Source organism: Candidatus Methylacidiphilales bacterium (assembly GCA_030054035.1).
Lineage (GTDB): Bacteria > Pseudomonadota > Gammaproteobacteria > JASGCS01 > JASGCS01 > JASGCS01.
The window spans coordinates 24,341-41,638 of sequence record JASGCS010000010.1 but is presented as its reverse complement, the minus strand read 5'-3'; the positions used below and the strand labels follow the sequence as shown (position 1 = coordinate 41,638).

Annotated in this window: 15 protein-coding genes and 1 tRNA gene; 4 read left to right on the top strand and 12 right to left on the bottom strand. The window is 38.0% G+C overall.

What is annotated here, in order from left to right:
* Positions 1-269: hypothetical protein (locus tag QM538_06695; GenBank protein MDI9348176.1), on the bottom strand; the 269-nt coding region annotated here is incomplete at its 3' end.
* Positions 270-439: 170 nt separating this feature from the next.
* Between QM538_06695 and QM538_06690 the strand changes: the two genes are divergently transcribed.
* Entirely contained in the window at positions 440-1,087 is a 648-nt protein-coding gene (locus tag QM538_06690) for an SCO family protein (protein MDI9348175.1), read from the top strand.
* 13 nt (positions 1,088-1,100) lie between these two features.
* Positions 1,101-1,922, top strand: coding sequence for an archaetidylserine decarboxylase (gene asd / locus QM538_06685; protein MDI9348174.1), 822 nt, complete (start codon positions 1,101-1,103; stop codon positions 1,920-1,922).
* On the opposite strand, the gene tsaB is transcribed toward asd, so the two are convergent.
* Both tsaB and QM538_06675 read right to left on the bottom strand, forming a co-directional pair.
* Positions 1,915-2,574 carry a tRNA (adenosine(37)-N6)-threonylcarbamoyltransferase complex dimerization subunit type 1 TsaB gene (gene tsaB / locus QM538_06680; protein MDI9348173.1) on the bottom strand — a complete coding sequence of 220 codons (660 nt, stop codon included), beginning with the start codon at positions 2,572-2,574 and terminating at the stop codon, positions 1,915-1,917. The genes asd and tsaB overlap by 8 nt on opposite strands.
* On the bottom strand, positions 2,571-4,532 hold the full coding sequence (locus QM538_06675) for an ATP-dependent DNA helicase (GenBank protein ID MDI9348172.1): 1,962 nt from the start codon (positions 4,530-4,532) through the stop codon (positions 2,571-2,573). Before QM538_06675 ends, tsaB begins: the two co-directional genes overlap by 4 nt.
* A gap of 1,606 nt (positions 4,533-6,138) precedes the next feature.
* Here QM538_06675 and QM538_06670 point away from each other — a divergent pair.
* Positions 6,139-6,214: transfer RNA gene (locus tag QM538_06670), tRNA-Arg, on the top strand.
* A 13-nt stretch (positions 6,215-6,227) separates the two neighbouring features.
* Here the strand turns inward: QM538_06670 and QM538_06665 are convergent.
* From QM538_06665 to gyrA, 9 genes are all read right to left on the bottom strand, one after another.
* A complete protein-coding gene (locus QM538_06665; GenBank protein ID MDI9348171.1) occupies positions 6,228-6,518 on the bottom strand; it encodes a helix-hairpin-helix domain-containing protein in 291 nt (96 codons plus the stop codon).
* Positions 6,519-6,575: 57 nt separating this feature from the next.
* On the bottom strand, positions 6,576-6,866 hold the full coding sequence (locus QM538_06660) for an HU family DNA-binding protein (GenBank protein ID MDI9348170.1): 291 nt from the start codon (positions 6,864-6,866) through the stop codon (positions 6,576-6,578).
* A gap of 5 nt (positions 6,867-6,871) precedes the next feature.
* Entirely contained in the window at positions 6,872-8,551 is a 1,680-nt protein-coding gene (rpsA, locus tag QM538_06655) for a 30S ribosomal protein S1 (GenBank protein MDI9348169.1), read from the bottom strand.
* A 75-nt stretch (positions 8,552-8,626) separates the two neighbouring features.
* Positions 8,627-9,274 (bottom strand): (d)CMP kinase, encoded by a 648-nt coding sequence (gene cmk, locus QM538_06650; protein MDI9348168.1) that lies wholly within the window; start codon positions 9,272-9,274, stop codon positions 8,627-8,629.
* Positions 9,261-10,571, bottom strand: a complete 1,311-nt coding sequence (gene aroA / locus QM538_06645) for a 3-phosphoshikimate 1-carboxyvinyltransferase (GenBank protein ID MDI9348167.1) — start codon at positions 10,569-10,571, stop codon at positions 9,261-9,263. The genes cmk and aroA overlap by 14 nt, the downstream gene beginning before the upstream one ends.
* A complete protein-coding gene (locus tag QM538_06640) occupies positions 10,564-11,685 on the bottom strand; it encodes a histidinol-phosphate transaminase (GenBank protein ID MDI9348166.1) in 1,122 nt (373 codons plus the stop codon). Before QM538_06640 ends, aroA begins: the two co-directional genes overlap by 8 nt.
* On the bottom strand, positions 11,682-12,914 hold the full coding sequence (locus QM538_06635; GenBank protein MDI9348165.1) for a prephenate dehydratase domain-containing protein: 1,233 nt from the start codon (positions 12,912-12,914) through the stop codon (positions 11,682-11,684). Before QM538_06635 ends, QM538_06640 begins: the two co-directional genes overlap by 4 nt.
* Positions 12,911-14,005: a 3-phosphoserine/phosphohydroxythreonine transaminase gene (serC, locus tag QM538_06630; GenBank protein MDI9348164.1), complete on the bottom strand. Its 1,095-nt coding sequence runs from the start codon at positions 14,003-14,005 to the stop codon at positions 12,911-12,913. Before serC ends, QM538_06635 begins: the two co-directional genes overlap by 4 nt.
* Positions 13,992-16,550 carry a DNA gyrase subunit A gene (gene gyrA, locus QM538_06625; GenBank protein ID MDI9348163.1) on the bottom strand — a complete coding sequence of 853 codons (2,559 nt, stop codon included), beginning with the start codon at positions 16,548-16,550 and terminating at the stop codon, positions 13,992-13,994. The genes serC and gyrA overlap by 14 nt, the downstream gene beginning before the upstream one ends.
* A 54-nt stretch (positions 16,551-16,604) precedes the next feature.
* On the opposite strand from gyrA, the gene ubiG reads away from it, so the two are divergent.
* Complete coding sequence (gene ubiG, locus QM538_06620; protein ID MDI9348162.1) at positions 16,605-17,294, top strand: bifunctional 2-polyprenyl-6-hydroxyphenol methylase/3-demethylubiquinol 3-O-methyltransferase UbiG; 690 nt, start codon at positions 16,605-16,607, stop codon at positions 17,292-17,294.
* Positions 17,295-17,298 lie beyond the last annotated feature (4 nt).

The following is a 17,298-nucleotide window of genomic DNA, read 5'->3' as shown; positions in this document are numbered from 1 at the left end:
ATATTTTTAAACTTAATATCCAACTTATCTTCCATATTTTTAAACTTATCGTCCATATTTTTAAACTTATCGTCCAACTTATCGTCTATATTTTTAAACTTAATATCCAACTTATCTTCCATATTTTTAAACTTATCGTCCAACTTTTGGTCAAGTGATGCCTTGTAGACTTCCATTAATTTAAACCTATGTAAAGAGTACACTAATAGTAGTAATACTGCAAAATTAGCTTGCGATAATTCTTTAATTAAAGTAATTGCAGTTTCCATGCTGTCTCCATTTTAGTATATTCAGGTAGTTTTGTAAATACCTTATCAGTATAAAAACAATAAATACATGGGTGAAAATCTGATTTTTTTAAATACTCCTTTTGATACCAAATACCATTACTAGATACCTTAAGAAGATTAATTAACTATAGTATAGAATGTTATTACCGATGGGCAGGATATCACAAATGAGAAATTCACGCTTTAACAAGCGACTGCATCCTCTTACCTTTGTTAGTGTGGCATTTGCGATTGCTTTATTTTTTGCACTTTATTCTATTTCTAAAAATCTCAAGGAGAAAAAAACAGATTCTAGTATTGTAGCAGGTATTACAAAATACCCAAGTGATTTTTCTGAGCTACCACCATTCAAACTAAAGACAACTTCTGGTATGACTTTTACCAATCAAACACTGATGGGTCGCTACACGCTCTTGTTTTTTGGTTATACCCATTGTCCAGATATTTGCTTTGCAACTCTTGAGAAAATACAAAACGCAACTGCACAACTTCCTACTGAAAAAAGACCTCAGGTATTTTTTATTGCGTTAGATGAAAAGTATGACTCTAAAGAAATGGTATCAAAATTTATTCAGACTTTTACTGGAATTAATGGGGTGTCTGCTGAACAAAAAGATATTAAGACAATTAGCGAAGCGCTTGGGATTTATGCAGAGCGGCAGAAAGAAAGCGAACTGATAGCTCACACCGAAGGAATTATTCTTATCGGTAAGAATGGATTGCCATCTGCATATTTACCAGCTTCTATTCCCCGCGAACAATTCTCAAGTATTTACTTAGGCTTAACGACAAACTAATCAATTAGGATATATGAAAAAACCCTCATCTACTTTTATAAGTATTTTTTTAACTTTTTTAGCAAAGCAATTATCATATAACAGGAGTTTTTTACTCTGGCCCTTAAACCAGATACTCATCCGTTATTTTATCTATAAATTTAAAGTAGATCTTTCCGAGGCGCTCATTGAAACACCTCTTGCCTACCGCTGTTTTAATGATTTTTTTACTAGAAAACTTAAACCTCACGCCAGGCCGTTAGTAAAAAAAATTGGCTCACTACACGCACCATGTGATGGGATCTTAATAGAACATGGGGCCCTTACTCAAGGTAAGTTAATTCAAGCAAAAGGTTTGGACTATTCTGTAAATTCATTAATTCATTCTGAAGAGCACCAATTTGCCTACTTTTATACTTTTTACCTTTCACCCAGACATTACCACCGTGCCCATGCGCCTTTAGAAGCTAAGATATTAAATCTGCGTTATCTGTCTGGCCTAACCAGATCAGTTTCTATGCGGCATGTATCTAGCATCCCAAACCTATATGTGGAAAATGAACGATTGGTACTTCAATTTGATGGGTATGGTTACGGTTCATACGCTATCGTTATGGTTGGCGCACAAAATGTTGCAAGTATCTCAACTCCATGGTACGGTGTATGCAGTGGGCATCTCACCTCAAAGGAATTATTTTCAATAGATCCGGTATTTGGAGTAGCGGCAGGTGAAGAGATTGCTAATTTTAATATGGGATCTACGATTGTTTTGTTACTTGAAAAAATTCCGCATCAGCAACTGGTCAGTAAAAATCAAGAAATTAAACTACATCAAACAATCGCAGAATTTAACTAACAGCAGAACGAACATATTCAATAGAGAAAGGGGTGAGTTCCTCTCGCGGAGTGTGAGAGAACTTTACTAATGCACATTCTGCGATAAATTTTGCTTGTGGGTATTCTACTGACTTATCTCTACATGCATGCACTGGTGATGTGTCTGAAATAACTGGATTACCTACTACGACACCTGGATGTAACAATAACCGTTGTTCTAACTCATGATTTGATATCAAGGTAGTCTCGGCAATCTGAGTAAGTGTTCGTCCTTGCTTATTAAACTGAGCGCAGTAACATTCGCTTCGTCTAGCATCAACACAAGTGTAAATAACTCCACCCCCGGCATGGGCAAAAGCCAGGGCCTCTAATGTTCCAATACCAACAAAAGGACAATTGGCTACTTGACTAATCGCACTGGATACACTAGCACAAACTCGCAAACCAGTAAAGCCACCTGGACCAGAGGTGGCGACCACCATAGCAATAGTGTGTCCAGCTTCTATTAATTCTTGGTAGAGTGATTTTGCTACTTCAAGAAGTGGTTTTATCGGATTAGCATTCTCTATAACTCTCTCAGCACTAATTATTTGTCCTTGAGTATTTTCTAACGCATACCCTACCGACGCTCGCATAGCAGTAGATTGATCTAACGCAAAAAATACTTTCACGGTTTTTTTCTTTTTTTTACGCGATCACCCTGGATCATCTTTTCTATAAATTTAATTGCTGTAGCTTTATCATTGGTCTGTTTGTGCTCTGAAAATTCTTCTTTAATCTTTCTTCCGTATGATTTGCTCGCAACGCGTGAATCACCAAATATGACAATACCCCTATCAGTCTCACACCTAATCAATCTTCCAATCGCTTGCTTAAGAGCGAGGATCGCTTCAGCGTAAAATAGCTCGCGAAATGAATCTTTTCCCTCTTCCACTAATCGCTTAGCACGACCTTCGGTCAAAGGATCATCTGGGGGAAGAAATGGGATCTTATCTATCGCGACTAAGCAGAGTGAATCACCGGTAATATCTAGACCTTCCATAAATTGTTTCATCCCAAAAAGTACCGCACGAGGCTCAGTAATAAAAGACTTAACTAACTGCCGCGCCGGTGCAGTATTTTGCTTTAATAAGGTTAATGGCTGCTCTTTTTTTTGATGTAATTCTAAAAATCTTCGGTACACTTCATTTAAATTATCGTTACTTGAAAATAACAATAGCGATCGTCCCTGATTGTAATAAACCAACTCAAAGACAACTTTTGTGTATTGATCTAAAAATTCTTGTCGTTGACTTTGAGGGTCAGGTAAATCTTCAGCAAAATAAATTAAAGACTTTTGCTTTAAATTAAATGGGCTAGGGTAAGTCGCTTCAAGTGTATTTTGCAAGCCGAGTTGGTATGCAAATGTTGAAAACGATCCTCCGACACTAAGCGTTGCTGAGGTGTACACAAAACTGGTTTGATTAAAATGTTTGGTTAATAATGATTGGTAGCGATAGGAAACATCTAACGGAGTGGCAATTAGGGATTTTGTCATTTGCGTAGTCTTAATGTAGCGAATAAACATTTCATCTTGAGAAGCGATTATACCAAGCGCATCAATTAATCGCTGAAAGAGTTGTAAGGTACCTTCAAACACCACCTGTTGCGTTGATAGAACTGTAATCTCATCACAGACTCTATCTAGCTTACTCAATAAATATCCAATCGCATCAATGGCACTGCTACTATTGCGTATTGAATCAAATTTTAAAACCCCTTCTTTGCTAGTATGGATCTTGCTTAGGCAATCATGGTTTGCGTGTAGCGCAATGTCACAAGCCTGTTGCATGGTGTGACTGTCTTTGGAGATTTTTTTTAGCTCCCGTAACATGCGCTCACTCCTGGAAAAAGAATATTCAAAACTTAACGCGTGGGTTAGCTTTTCATAAAACTGATGTGCCTCATCAATGATAATTAAAGATGCATTTGGAAGCAGTTGTTGCTGCGGACCCCTACTTCTCATTACTAAATCTTGTAATAACATATCATGGTTCACAACTACGCAATCAGAATCTAGTGCAATTTCGCGTTGTTTGTAAATAAAACAATCTGTGAAATCAGGACAATATCGTCCTTTACATTCTTCATAGGTAACCGTAAATCGCGAAGATTGATCTTGGTAGTTGCTGGTCTTTAATTCACTAAACTCGCCTCGCTGCGTATGTTTACTCCAGGCAAGTAACTCAGTTAAGGCTTGATCTTGTCCAAGCATATCTGGATTATCGTTAAAAAATTTTAGTCTATCTAAACATAGATAATTTTTCCTGCCTTTGAGCGCAACACAACTAATCTGGGATTGTAACATAGATTGCAAAAAATCCAGGTCTTTACCCATTAATTGATCTTGTAGATACAGATTAGCGGTTGAAATAATTGTCTTTTTACCACTGAGCATGGCTGGTATAGCATAGGCAAAGGTTTTTCCTATCCCAGTGGCCGCTTCAAGCAACGCCACACTAGAGGGTGTTTCCAAAGCTTCAGCTACCATAAACGCCATATCTAACTGATCACTGCGAAATTTAAATTGTGGCAAATGAGATGCAAGTAACCCCTGTTCGGAAAAAATTGACCTCAAACGCTCGCGCATCGACTGAGCATTGTACATTTCACTATTTTACCTCTCAAGGCAGTCTCAAACCATAATGACTATATATGACTAATGCTTAGATTTTTCGTAAAATAACCCTTCATGCATTACAACCACTCTCAAATAATTAAAGCGTTATCCAAGCACCTTAAAGCAAAAACCGTACTTGAAACTCATGTTTCAACAATCATCTTAACTACTGCTAAAGCATACAAAATAAAAAAAGCAGTTAACTTTGGATTTCTCAACTATGAAACACTCAGCTTGCGTAAAAAATACTGTGCATTAGAGCAAAGCCTCAATAAAAGATTTACAGCATTTTTATATCTTGGCGTCCTACCCTTATATCAACATCCCAGCACCCTGAACGTAAGTTTAAAAAAATTATCCGGCTACGATTGTGTGAATTACATCGTGGTGATGAAACGATTTAATCATAAAAATACTTTGGATAAGTTACTACCAATCACATCAAGAACCCAGCAAGAACTGCTCACTACCTTTATAACACAACATCTAAAAAAATTTTCACAAACAAAAAAACTTGTTAAAACCAGTCCCCTCGGAACTGCAAAACAAATAACCAGCATGGTGCAGGAAAACAATAAGCAATTATTACAATGGCTTAACCGTAAACCCACATTGCACCGTGAAGTAACGCAACAATTAAAACAAATCATTACACTAAGCAAGCAATGTATCCCCCTTATCACTCAAAGAAAAAAGCATCAGCAGTATCATCTCGGTCATGGAGATTTACATTTAGGCAATATAGCCCTAAGCGGAAAAACCATATTTGCATTTGATGGCATTGAGTTTAATAAGAAGTTTATGTATCTTGACCGAATTAATGAAATTGCTTTTCTACTCATGGATCTGGAAAGGAGGCAACCGGCACTGGCACGCACACTTATCTCACATTATTTTGCTATTACCCAAGAGTATCAATACTTACCACTCTTTAAGCTCTATTGTATTTATCGGGCTTTAGTTCGTGCAAAAATTTCAGCCATAGACTGTGCCTATCACGAAACAAAACAATACTTAACTTACACTAAACAAATACTTGGGGCACACTCCCCTCGCATTATTCTTATGCATGGACAGTCTGGAAACGGAAAAACTACCATCGCAAGAGCTTTACTGCAAAACCTAAACGAGCCATTAGTCCTATTACAATCCGATCAAGTGAGATTAATGTTATATCCTAAAAAAATTGACAGGTACACCCCCCTGGCAACTAATCAAGTCTATCGTACCTTATTAAAAAACGCTACTGCTTGTCTTGCGACCAAATACTCTGTGATCATTGATGCAACATTCTTAAAGCAAAACCATAGAGCCCTGTTCATCAAATTTGCTAATAGCAACCATATCCCCATTGCTATACTTTCGGTTACATCGACTGAGACTCTCGCACGCACAAGGCTTGCACGAAGAAAATCAAAACGAGATCAGTCAGGCCACTCTGAAGCAACTTACACTATCAGAAAATCACAACAATATCTACAGGATAACCTTTCAAGTGAGGAGGTTGCCATAACCACCACGATAACTTCCAACACACCCATCAAAAAAATCATAAAATGCTTAATTGCCTCAACAGGCCCTCGTAGCTCAGTGGATAGAGCGATCGCCTCCTAAGTGATAGGTCGCAGGTTCAACTCCTGCCGAGGGCACCATGTCAAGCACATGTTAATTTTTTATCGGGAGAACCTCAATTTTTTCTTTATTCTTTTCCAGAAGTTTTTTAGAAAATCCTTTTACTTTTAATAAATCCTGCATTGACTTGTACGGGCCTTTTATTTTTCGAAACTCAATTATTGCTTGAGCTTTCTTTTTCCCAACCCCATCTAAATAAGCCATTAATTCCTGAACATTTGCAGAATTAATATCTACTTTTCCAGTGGTTGCAGTGGTTACTGCATAGCTTGGTGAAAGTAATAGCATCATGATTACTACCAATACATTACATATATTTTTCATAAAATCTCCTCATTAGTTTTTGCCACTAGTATGACAAAACCGTAGAGAAATTACTTATTACTTTTTCTGATTTTTTTGAATTTCAATTAGAATTTGCTTGCTAATTTTACATTGGGGGGTTTTTGTTTCAGGATAACTGCAACGCTGTCTGGTTTTAGGATTAATACCAGTTCTGGCTTTAACCGTTTTTCGGAGAAACACACCAAAACCTCTTATCTCAATACGATTACCATCCTTAAGATAATTTTTAATTATTTTAACAATTAAGTCTACAAAGTGCACCAATTCATCCTCAGAGATTTGGGGATGAAATTTTTTAAGTTCCTCTATGACTTTATTGTTATGCATTACCCCTAAGGTTTGTCTTTGCCAAAACCGAGTTGTTCTTTTATCATTGAGCCAATAGTTGTTCCCTTTTGTTTTGATTGGGCAGTTTTAAAGTCTTTTATTTCTTGCGAACTGGCTTCTTGAGCTAATTTATATGAGAGCTGGACTAAACCAAATTTCCTATCAACACCCACTACCCTACATTCAATCTCGTCGCCTTGTCTAACTTGAAATGCTTGCGTATCACGATTAAAAAGTTCATTGGCTTTAATGGTGCCTTTAACATCATTAGGAAGTAGGATGGTGATTTTTTTGTCATCCATTGCCTGAACCACGCCTTTGACCAGTGAATTTTTAGGATATTTGTCTGCAAACTGGACCAATGGATCGCCAACAAGTTGCTTAACGCCAATTGAAATTTTTTGATTTTCAACATCAATATTTAAAATCTGCACTTCAATCTCTTGTCCTTTTTTGTACTCAAGTATCATTTCTTCTGGAGGCCTGGTCCAAGATAAATCTGAAAGATGAATTAACCCATCCAAATCACCGTCAAGGGAAACGAATAAACCAAATTCAGTAATAGACTTAATCACTCCAGTAATTTTATCTCCACGACTGTGCTTCTTACCAAACTCTTCCCAAGGATTAGCAGTGCATTGTTTCATGCCAAGGGAGATTCTATGCCTTTCCTGATCAATTTCTAAAATCTGAACATGGATAGTGTCACCTTTTTTCACGATTTTATTTGGATTAATTGTTTTATTAAACCAATCCATTTCAGAAACATGGACTAACCCTTCTACGCCATCATCAAGACTAACAAAACAGCCGTAATCTGTAACAGTGCTAACCTGTGATTCTAACTGGTCTCCAACATTGTAAATCTTACTGGCTCTTTCCCATGGATCTACCGTGAGTTGTTTCAAACCAAGCGAAACTCGGGATTTTTCTTTTTCAAACTTGAGAACTACTAATTCGATTTCTTCGCCAACTTTGACAACTTCTGAAGGATGGTTTACCCTGCTCCATCTCATGTCAGTGATATGTAACAGACCATCAATAGTGCCTAAATCTACGAACGCCCCATATTCGGTAAGGTTTTTAACCAGTCCTTTGACCACTTTTCCTTCAAATAGATGATCAAAAGCTTCCTTGGAGTCTGATTGTTTCTGCTCTTCAAGAATACTTCTGTGGGAGACCACGACATTGTTTCGCTTTTCATCAATTTTAACAATTTTAAGCCTTAGAGTTTTGCCTTCTAAATTAAGCATTTCTTTACCTTGTCGTATGTCTGATAAGGAGCCAGGTAAAAAAGCTGTCAGGCCCTGTAAATCTACTGTAAAGCCCCCTTTGACCTTTGAAACTACATAACCCTCAACAGTTTCGTCAAGTTTAAAAGATTCTTTAATCGCTATCCAGCTTCTGACTTGCTTGGCTTTTTCTCGTGATAATTTTGTTTCACCGTAACCATTTTCCATGGTTTCTAAGACAAACTCTAGCTCATCTCCGACTTTGACATCGTATTCCCCTTGTTCGTTCTTAAACTGCTCTAAGGGTATGTAGCTCTCTGATTTTAATCCAGAATAGACTATGACCGCATCAGGTAACACTTTCAAAATCCTACCTTTGATAAGTGAGCCGGCTTTAATTTTTTTAAGTAAATCGCTTGATTCTAATAATTGTGAGAAGGTTTGTTGGTTCATATATTAATTTAAATAAGTTTGTAAATATGTAGTGATTTCCTTAATCATTACAGTTGTTAAAATAAGAATTCTTTCCTAGAAAACTGTTTTATTATAAAACGACAGGGCCTCAAATAAAACTTCTTGAGGATTTTTATTGCTCGTATCTATGATTATTGCGTCATCCGCTACAGTTAGTGGGGCAACGTTTCTCGTTCGATCTTGACAATCCCGAAGGCTAATATCGTTTTTAATCTCCTCCATTTTAACATTAAACCCGTATTCTGTAAGTTCTTTTTTTCTCCGCAATGCAGATATTTCAGGATTGGCAGTTAAAAAGAACTTCAATTGCGCTTCGGGAAACACCACAGTACCCATATCTCTACCATCGGTTATTAACCCTGACGGAGTCGCGTAGGACCGCTGGATTGCCAATAACCAAAGGCGTAACTCATTGTTTTTAGCTAAAATGCTGGCTTGTTTGCCAATTTCTTCGTTTCTCAATTCTATTAATGGAATGGCCTCGTCATTAAAAACAACCTGCAACTCACCATCTACGATTTTAAAGGTTGGGAAAAAAACATTGGTTTTTAAGTTTTCCCAGCCAAATAAAGCTACTATTCGGTATAGGAGTCCAGAATCTAGGATTTGCCAATTTAATGTGTTGGCCAGTCCCTTTGCTAATGTCCCTTTGCCAACTCCCGCACTCCCATCAATAGTTATAATGGGGTTATCGATCTTCATATAATTCAAAGCCAAGCCTTCTAGCATCTTGCAAAAAAGTTGGGTATGAAGTTACTATAGCATCGGTGTCTTCAATAATAATCGGCCCTGAAGCACGCGTCGCCATCATAACGCAGGCCATAGCAATTCTATGATCTCCTCCACTATTAACTGTTGAGGGTGGAATAGATTTTTCGCTACCTTCCACCAAAAAACCATCAGGAAATTCGCGCACAAAAAAACCGAATGCTTGTAAACATTCAACAATTTTTGCAATTCTATCGCTTTCTTTTACACGCAGTTCTTGTGCATTTCTAATCGTGGTTGTCCCATTTCTGCAAGCAGCCATCATCGCAATAATTGGTATTTCATCAATTGCTTGTGCAACGGTACGGGCTTCTAACGAAATTGGTGCTTCTGTTAATTTTGAGAAACTAATGGTAACATCGGCAGTGGTCTCGGTTTTTTTTAGAATAGTGACACTGGTTCCGAGCTTGGTTAAAAATTCTAAAATACCATTTCTACTTGGACTAATTGATATATTAAGGAAAGTCATTGTAGTGTTAGGGAGTATGGTTGGTAGCATCATAAAAAACGCCGCTGATGAAATATCATTTGGCACGGTCCACTCTTTGGGGGGTTGCAGTGATTCAACAGGTCCAAGCAGTGAAACCTGTGACCCATTTTTCTCTACAGGCACTCCGCAATCAATTAACATTTCTTCAGTATGGGATCGGCTTGGTAAAGGTTCAGTTACTGAGGTAGTTCCTGTGGCATACAGCCCAGCAAATAAAATCGCTGATTTAACTTGCGCACTTGCGATAGGAAGTTGGTATTGAATTGCTCGCAACGCTGTAACAGGATTAATAACTAATGGCGCATACTCGCCTTGTCGTGCATTGATATTCGCGCCCATAGATTGAAGTGGAGTAAGCACTCGTTTCATTGGTCGGTTGGAGAGCGACGAGTCACCAATTAGAGTAGATTGAAAATTTTGTGCGCACAGCAATCCAGTTAATAAACGCATGGCAGTGCCAGAATTGCCGCATTGTAAATCTTGACTTGCAGCTCGTAAGCCACGCAATCCTACCCCAGTGACTTGCATGGTAGTACCGTCTTCAATAATACTTACTCCAAGTTGTTTTAGTATTTCTTTTGTGCAAAGCACATCGCTTCCGAGTAATAGATTGTGAACTATGGTATTTGATTTACCCAGCGCAGCTAACAATAATGTTCTATGTGATATAGACTTATCACCTGGTACTTTAAGAGTATTAGCTTTAAGCTTTAAAAAAGGATGTACAGTAATTCTAGCCATGACTTAATAATTTTTTAATGGTTGAAAATAATACTTTCATTTCAGATGGAGTGCCGATTGAAATTCTTGAATATGGTGCGATGCCGTACTCGTTAAGCTCACGAGTGATGATGCCGTGATCAAGTAGTGAGTGGTAATTAAGTTGTTGGGTTTGATGGTAGGAAATAAAATTACCTTGCGATGGGGCGTAGCGAATACTATGAGCGTCAAATATTGTTTCTAAATTTTTTCGTAGCACAATAGTTTGAGAAACTTGTTTTTTAATATTTTGTGGTGCATGTAACACTTCATTTGCACAATGCATTGCCAATCCATTCACACTAAATGCTAATTTAGTACTGCGAAGAAATGCCACTAACGACTCATGAGCGGCAAGATAGCCGACGCGTAACTGAGCTAGTCCATACGCTTTAGAAAAAGTTCTAAGTACGATACAATTAGGATACTCATGGATGAGTGAGCAAAAGTCAAGCGCAGGCTCAGATTTGATAAAATCAAAATACGCCTGATCTACTATAACAAAAGTTGACTTTGGCAGAGAGCTAATAAAGGATACCAGCACTTTTGAAGGTATGTATGACCCAGTTGGATTATCAGGGTTGGCGAGATACAACAACCTGGTTTCTCGATTAACCTTACCATACAGTGCGTCTAAATCTTGAGCAAAGGGATGCTGTGGTGTTCTATGCGTAGGCACATGATGAAGGGTGTTTCCGAGTTGATTAACAATCCAAGGAAAGACTGCGAAACAGTGATCTGAGCAAATCGCCTCACCTCCCGATGCTAATAACAATCGAGCGATAGCTACAATAGCATCATTAGATCCATTGGTAATAAGGAGTTGCTCTTTAGAGATGTCATGTTTTTTCATCAATGCCTTACGCAACTCAATTACACTATCATCTGGATATCTTGACAGACGATCTTGTTTGATATAACGACGCAACGATTGTAAAAGCAATGGGGCGGTAGGGTATCCACACTCATTTGAACTAAGTTTTATATATTTCTTTTTTTTTGTAAAATCGTTACTAGATTTACCCGGGCGATAGGGTTTAAACTCCCTGATGCTTTGTGGAAGATATTTTTGGATTATTGTATCTACATCATTCATAAATCACTAGGTCGCAGCACAGCTACAGGGTAACTTCCATAATTTCTAATTACATGTTTTGAAATTTTATTAATTACCTTTTGATGAATATCAATATTTGGTTTTTTGCATTCAAAATCAATATAAAAATGATACTGAAATGGTCTTTGTGGATTTGGTCTTGAATCAATTCTGGTAATATTAGTTGACTTAAGTTTTTTAATGAAGGAATGTAAGCTGCCAGGAACATGGGGTAATAATACTACGAGACTTGACTTGAAAGGGAGATGCTTACTTGACCAATCATCTTGTGCGTGCCCAATCACAACAAACCTTGTGGTGTTATTTGCAAAGTCTTGGATATTAGATGCGAGGATAGGAATTTGATAATGCTGAGCTGCCCCAAAACTAGCAATAGCACCAACCGTTTGAGCGCGGCTTCTTGCTACTAACTCTGCTGCTTTGCTGTTGCTTGCACAAGGCACAATAGTGGCCCCTGGAATAGCGCGCTTGAGCCATGCGCTACATTGCAATAAACTTTGCTCATGGGCATAGATGGTTTTTATATTACTAAGTTTTTTTGCTCTTGACAATAGATGGTGATGGATCGGGAGCAAAATTTCTCCTAATATTTTTAACGGCTTAACGACAAGGTCACTATGGTTAAATATATACCCGCTGGTTGAATTTTCAATTGGTAATACTGCAAACGCATTATCATCTTTAAGCACTGCTTGAATCAAAACTTCAACACTCGCGATAGGTTCTTGGGGAATACTTCGCCCAATAAATAACTGGGTAGCTAAGTGACTATAACTCCCTTCCGGTCCAAGGTAGAGAAAACGCAATTGTCTATTAGCGAGTTTCAATTCATGAGCAAGTGAACTGGAGATAATTTCACGAAACACTCTGTAAAGATTAGCAACTGGGAGAGAATTTTTGCTGGCAAATTGAGTGGCCGAGTAGAGAATCTCAAACTCTCTCATTAATCTAAAAGAGGATATTTTCTTTTTTTCTTTACACTCACCTGCTTGGGTAACTAATGCGCGGCGTTTTATTAGTTTCTCTTCTAAGAGTGGTGATATAGTGCAACAAGTGGAAAGCTCTTCTAGTACATAGCGAAAAGGACCACTAAATTTTTTCACCTGATCAATGTTAGTTTTCTTAGTTTTCTTGTGAAGCTTAACAAAGGTTAGGATTTCTTTATCAATTTCGTCAATACTTTTCCTAATACTTGCTAGAGTTTTCATAGACTAGCTCTTTGTTTGAACTTATTCATACATTCTATCAATGCCTCAACTCCTTCTTCTGGCATTGCGTTATAGATACTGGCACGAAGCCCCCCATGGCTTGCATGTCCTTTGATAAAGTGAATGCCGCAATCCTTGGCAAATGATGCAAACTGAGCGTCTAATTCAGGAGTTGGTGTAGAAAAAGTGACATTGATTCGCGAACGAAAAGGTTTTTCTATTGAATTTTTATAAAAACCATTTGAATTATCAATGGCTTGATACAACATGGCTGATTTTTTTTTACATTGCTCATCTGCTGCCGACAACCCACCTAATTCAAGAAACCAATCAAGATACAGCGACAAAATATAATGAGAAATAGTAGGGGGGGTGTTGGGGAGATTATTTTTGTCGTAACAGTATTGATATGAAAGAAGCGAAGGTGCATAGCTGGGATATTGGCTAAGTAACTCTTTTTTAACCACCACTAATGTTAAGCCAGCGATTCCCATATTTTTTTGCATTCCTGCATAGATTAAACCATATGACGATATGTTACATGGTCTACTTAATATATTTGATGACATATCAGAGATAAGAATTTTTCCTGTTGCGGTGGGCGGTGTAGTAAATTCAATTCCATGCACCGTTTCATTGTCGACAAAATGCAAAAATCTGCTCATGGAGCTACACTTCCATGTTGAGCAATCACTAATAGAAGTGTACCCATTGGCTTCACCTGCAAATGCTTGATGGTGTTTGGCGTTATTACGCAGTGCCTCTTGATAGGCTATTTTTGACCAATGACCAGTAATGGCAAAATCTGCACATTCATCAGTTCGTAATAAATTCGCGCACCATGCGTAGGTTTGCATCGTGGCACCACCGGGCATAAAAACCACCAAGTAACTTTCATCAATACCGTATAGCGATCTGATTCTTTGTTCGTTTTCAGAAACTAAAGCAACAAATTTTGGACTACGATGGCTAACTTCCATTGGTGATATACCTGAGACATACCAATCCCACATTGCCTGCTTAGCTTTTTTTTTAACTGCCTCAGGTAACAGCGATGGGCCAGGTGAAAAATTAAAGTTACTCTGCGTCATAGATAGGAGCAAGCGCAACCAGTGCATCATCAGCTTCTAACTTCACTAATGGCACACCTTTTGCACTTCTACTAAATTGAGTTACCGAAGAAACTGACATTCTGATGAGCATACCTGAGGCAGTAATTAACATAATGTCATCGTTATCAGTTACTTGACATACCCCAACTAATTTACCTTTGCGTTTTTCGCTCGGAATTACCGCAACACCTTTTCCGCCACGATTTTTTGTCTTAAACTCTTCTAAATCTAATTTTTTACCGAATCCTTGTTCAGTAACCACGATAATTTGTTTTGTTATGTCAATATTTTCAAGCCCAACCACCTCTGCAGTATCAGATTCCATGGCTACTCCACGCACACCTCTTGCACTTCTTCCCATAACTCTAACTTGAGAACCCATAAATCGCACCGCTCTCCCTTCACTAGTCACAATCATAATGTCATTATCTTTTGTGTCTAACTTTGTAACTCGGGAAAGAAAATCTCCTGGCTCTAACATAATAGCAATCTTACCGCTATTTCTCGGTTTGGCAAATTCATCGATGGCAACTTTTTTGATGAATCCTTTTTTGGTAACCATAAGTATACTTAACCCAGAAGTAAAATCAGCCACAGAGAGCATCGCTCTTACTGTCTCTCCTTCTTCAAGATTAATCAAATTTGATATCGGCTTACCCCGAGCAATTCGATTCGCTTCAGGCAGCTCATGTACTTTGATCCAATAGACTTTACCAAAATTACTAAAACAAAGTAATGTACTTAAACTGGTACCCACTAATAAATGCTCAATAAAATCTTCTTCGCGAACTGCGCTGGCTGATTTACCTCTCCCGCCACGACGCTGAGCACGAAATTCTTCAGTAAGTTGGGTTTTACAATAGCCCTTATGGGATAAGGTAATTAAGCGCTCTTCATCTTTAATTAAATCTTCTAGGTTTATTTCCGTAGTCTCATGCGAAATTTCAGATCGCCTTGGGTCACCATAATTTTTTTTGATTTCTTGTAATTCAGAAACGATACAATCTCTCAGGGTGTTAGGATTAGCCAATAATTCCAAATAGGTTTTAATCGATTGTAAACATTCCTTGTACTCAGTAATAATTTTTTCATGTTCAAGTTGGGTTAATCGCTGTAAGCGTAACTCTAGTATTGATTGGGCTTGGGTTTCAGACAATGCATACCATTGTTTACCATTTTTTTCAATCACGCCAAAGTTGCTCGGTAGGTCTTCGGGTCTGGCAATTGGATAATCTTGAAGTGAAAGCAATGTTGATAATGCCTTTGTGGTCCAAGCGGTTTGCATGAGCCGTTCTTTGGCAATCGTAGGGTTTGCTGAAGTCTTTATTAATGTAACCACTTCATCAATGTGGGCTACCGCAACCGCTAAACCTTCTAAAATATGTGTACGCGCCCTTGTTTGACGGAGTAAAAAAATAGTCCGTTTTGTAATTATGCTTCGACGATGTTCTAAAAACGCTTCGAGGATTTGCTTAAGATTAAGAAGTTTTGGTTGGCGGTCCAAAAGCGCAACCATATTAAATGAAAATGAGCTTTGCAATGCCGTGTGGGTGTACAAATTATTTAGTAACAATTCAGCGCGTTCACCGCGTTGCAGTACTATCACTACTCGTATGCCTTGTTTATTTGACTCATCGCGAATTTCTGAGATACCTTCAATTTTTTTATCTCTCACTAGTTCAGCAATCTTTTCCAACAATCGAGCTTTGTTGACTTGGTAAGGAATTTCAGAAACAATAATTCTTGAACGATCTTTTTCTTCTTCAATGTGGCATTTAGATCTAATCACAACCTTGCCCCTCCCGGTATGATATGCCTCACGAACACCAGACATGCTCATGAGAATTCCACCAGTTGGAAAGTCAGGGGCTGGAATAATTTTAATTAACTCATCTATACTAACTGCTGGATTATTAATCAATACCAGCAGCCCATCAACCACTTCAGAAAGATTGTGTGGGGGGACATTAGTTGCCATACCAACTGCAATTCCACTCGCGCCATTAATTAATAAATTGGGAAGTTTAGTTGGGAATACCACTGGCTCAACTAATGAACCATCGTAATTTGGGACAAAATCTACTGTTTCCTTGTCAATATCTTCGAGCAACTCCTGAGCAATTTTTTCCATTCTGATTTCGGTATAACGCATGGCGGCAGCTGAATCTCCGTCAACGCTTCCAAAATTACCTTGTCCATCGATGAGTAAATATCGCATAGAGAAGGGTTGCGCGAGCCTGACAATGGTGTCATACACTGCACTATCACCATGGGGATGATATTTACCCAATACATCTCCAACCACAGAGGCTGATTTTTTGTAAGGCTTGGTATGGTTATTACCAATCTGATGCATTGCATAAAGTACTCTGCGATGCACAGGCTTAAGCCCATCGTAAACATCGGGCAATGCCCTACCAATAATTACACTCATGGCATAATCCAAGTAAGACTGCTTCATCTCTGCGCTTACATCTACAGTTACAATCTGACCGATTAGCTTATCTGGTTGCTTGGAATTCATAAAATGAGGTAAAATAGCTTAAATTTAGTCTGTATTTTATCATATAACCAATACATGCACCCCCATAGTTTTGATAGATTAGCCCATGAATACTGGGAAAAAAAAGGAAGTTTTTCAGCACTTCATAGTATGAATTCTTTCAGGATTTCGATGGTGCAAAAATTAATTGAAATTAAAAACCAAAAGATACTGGATTTTGGCTGTGGTGGAGGTCTAAGCTCTGAATCACTGGCAAAACTCGGAGCACAGGTAACTGGTATTGACGAAAGTGAAGCGATGATTGATATTGCCAAAAAACATAACGAGAATCAATTATTACCTATTACCTATCTAACCACTTCATCTATGAATCAAGTTAATTTTCAAACTCAAGAACCTTTTGATTGTATTGTTGCATTTGAAGTGTTAGAGCATATTTCACCAAAAGAGCTTCCACAGTGCTTGCACAATCTATCTTCTATACTCAAACCCAATGGCTACCTTTGCATCACCACCATAAACAGAACGCCGCAAAGTTTCATGCAGGCGATTGTAATAGCTGAATACCTACTCTCTCTAGTGCCGAAAAGAACCCACCAATATAATTTTTTTATTAAACCATCTGAACTTGTAGATCTCACTGCAAACTATGCAATGCGTTTAGTTACACTACAAGGTATGGGGTATCTTCCATTAGTAAATTATTGGTATAAAACTGCCGTCCCTAATGTGAATTATTTTTTAGCATTTCAGAAAATGCCATAAAGAG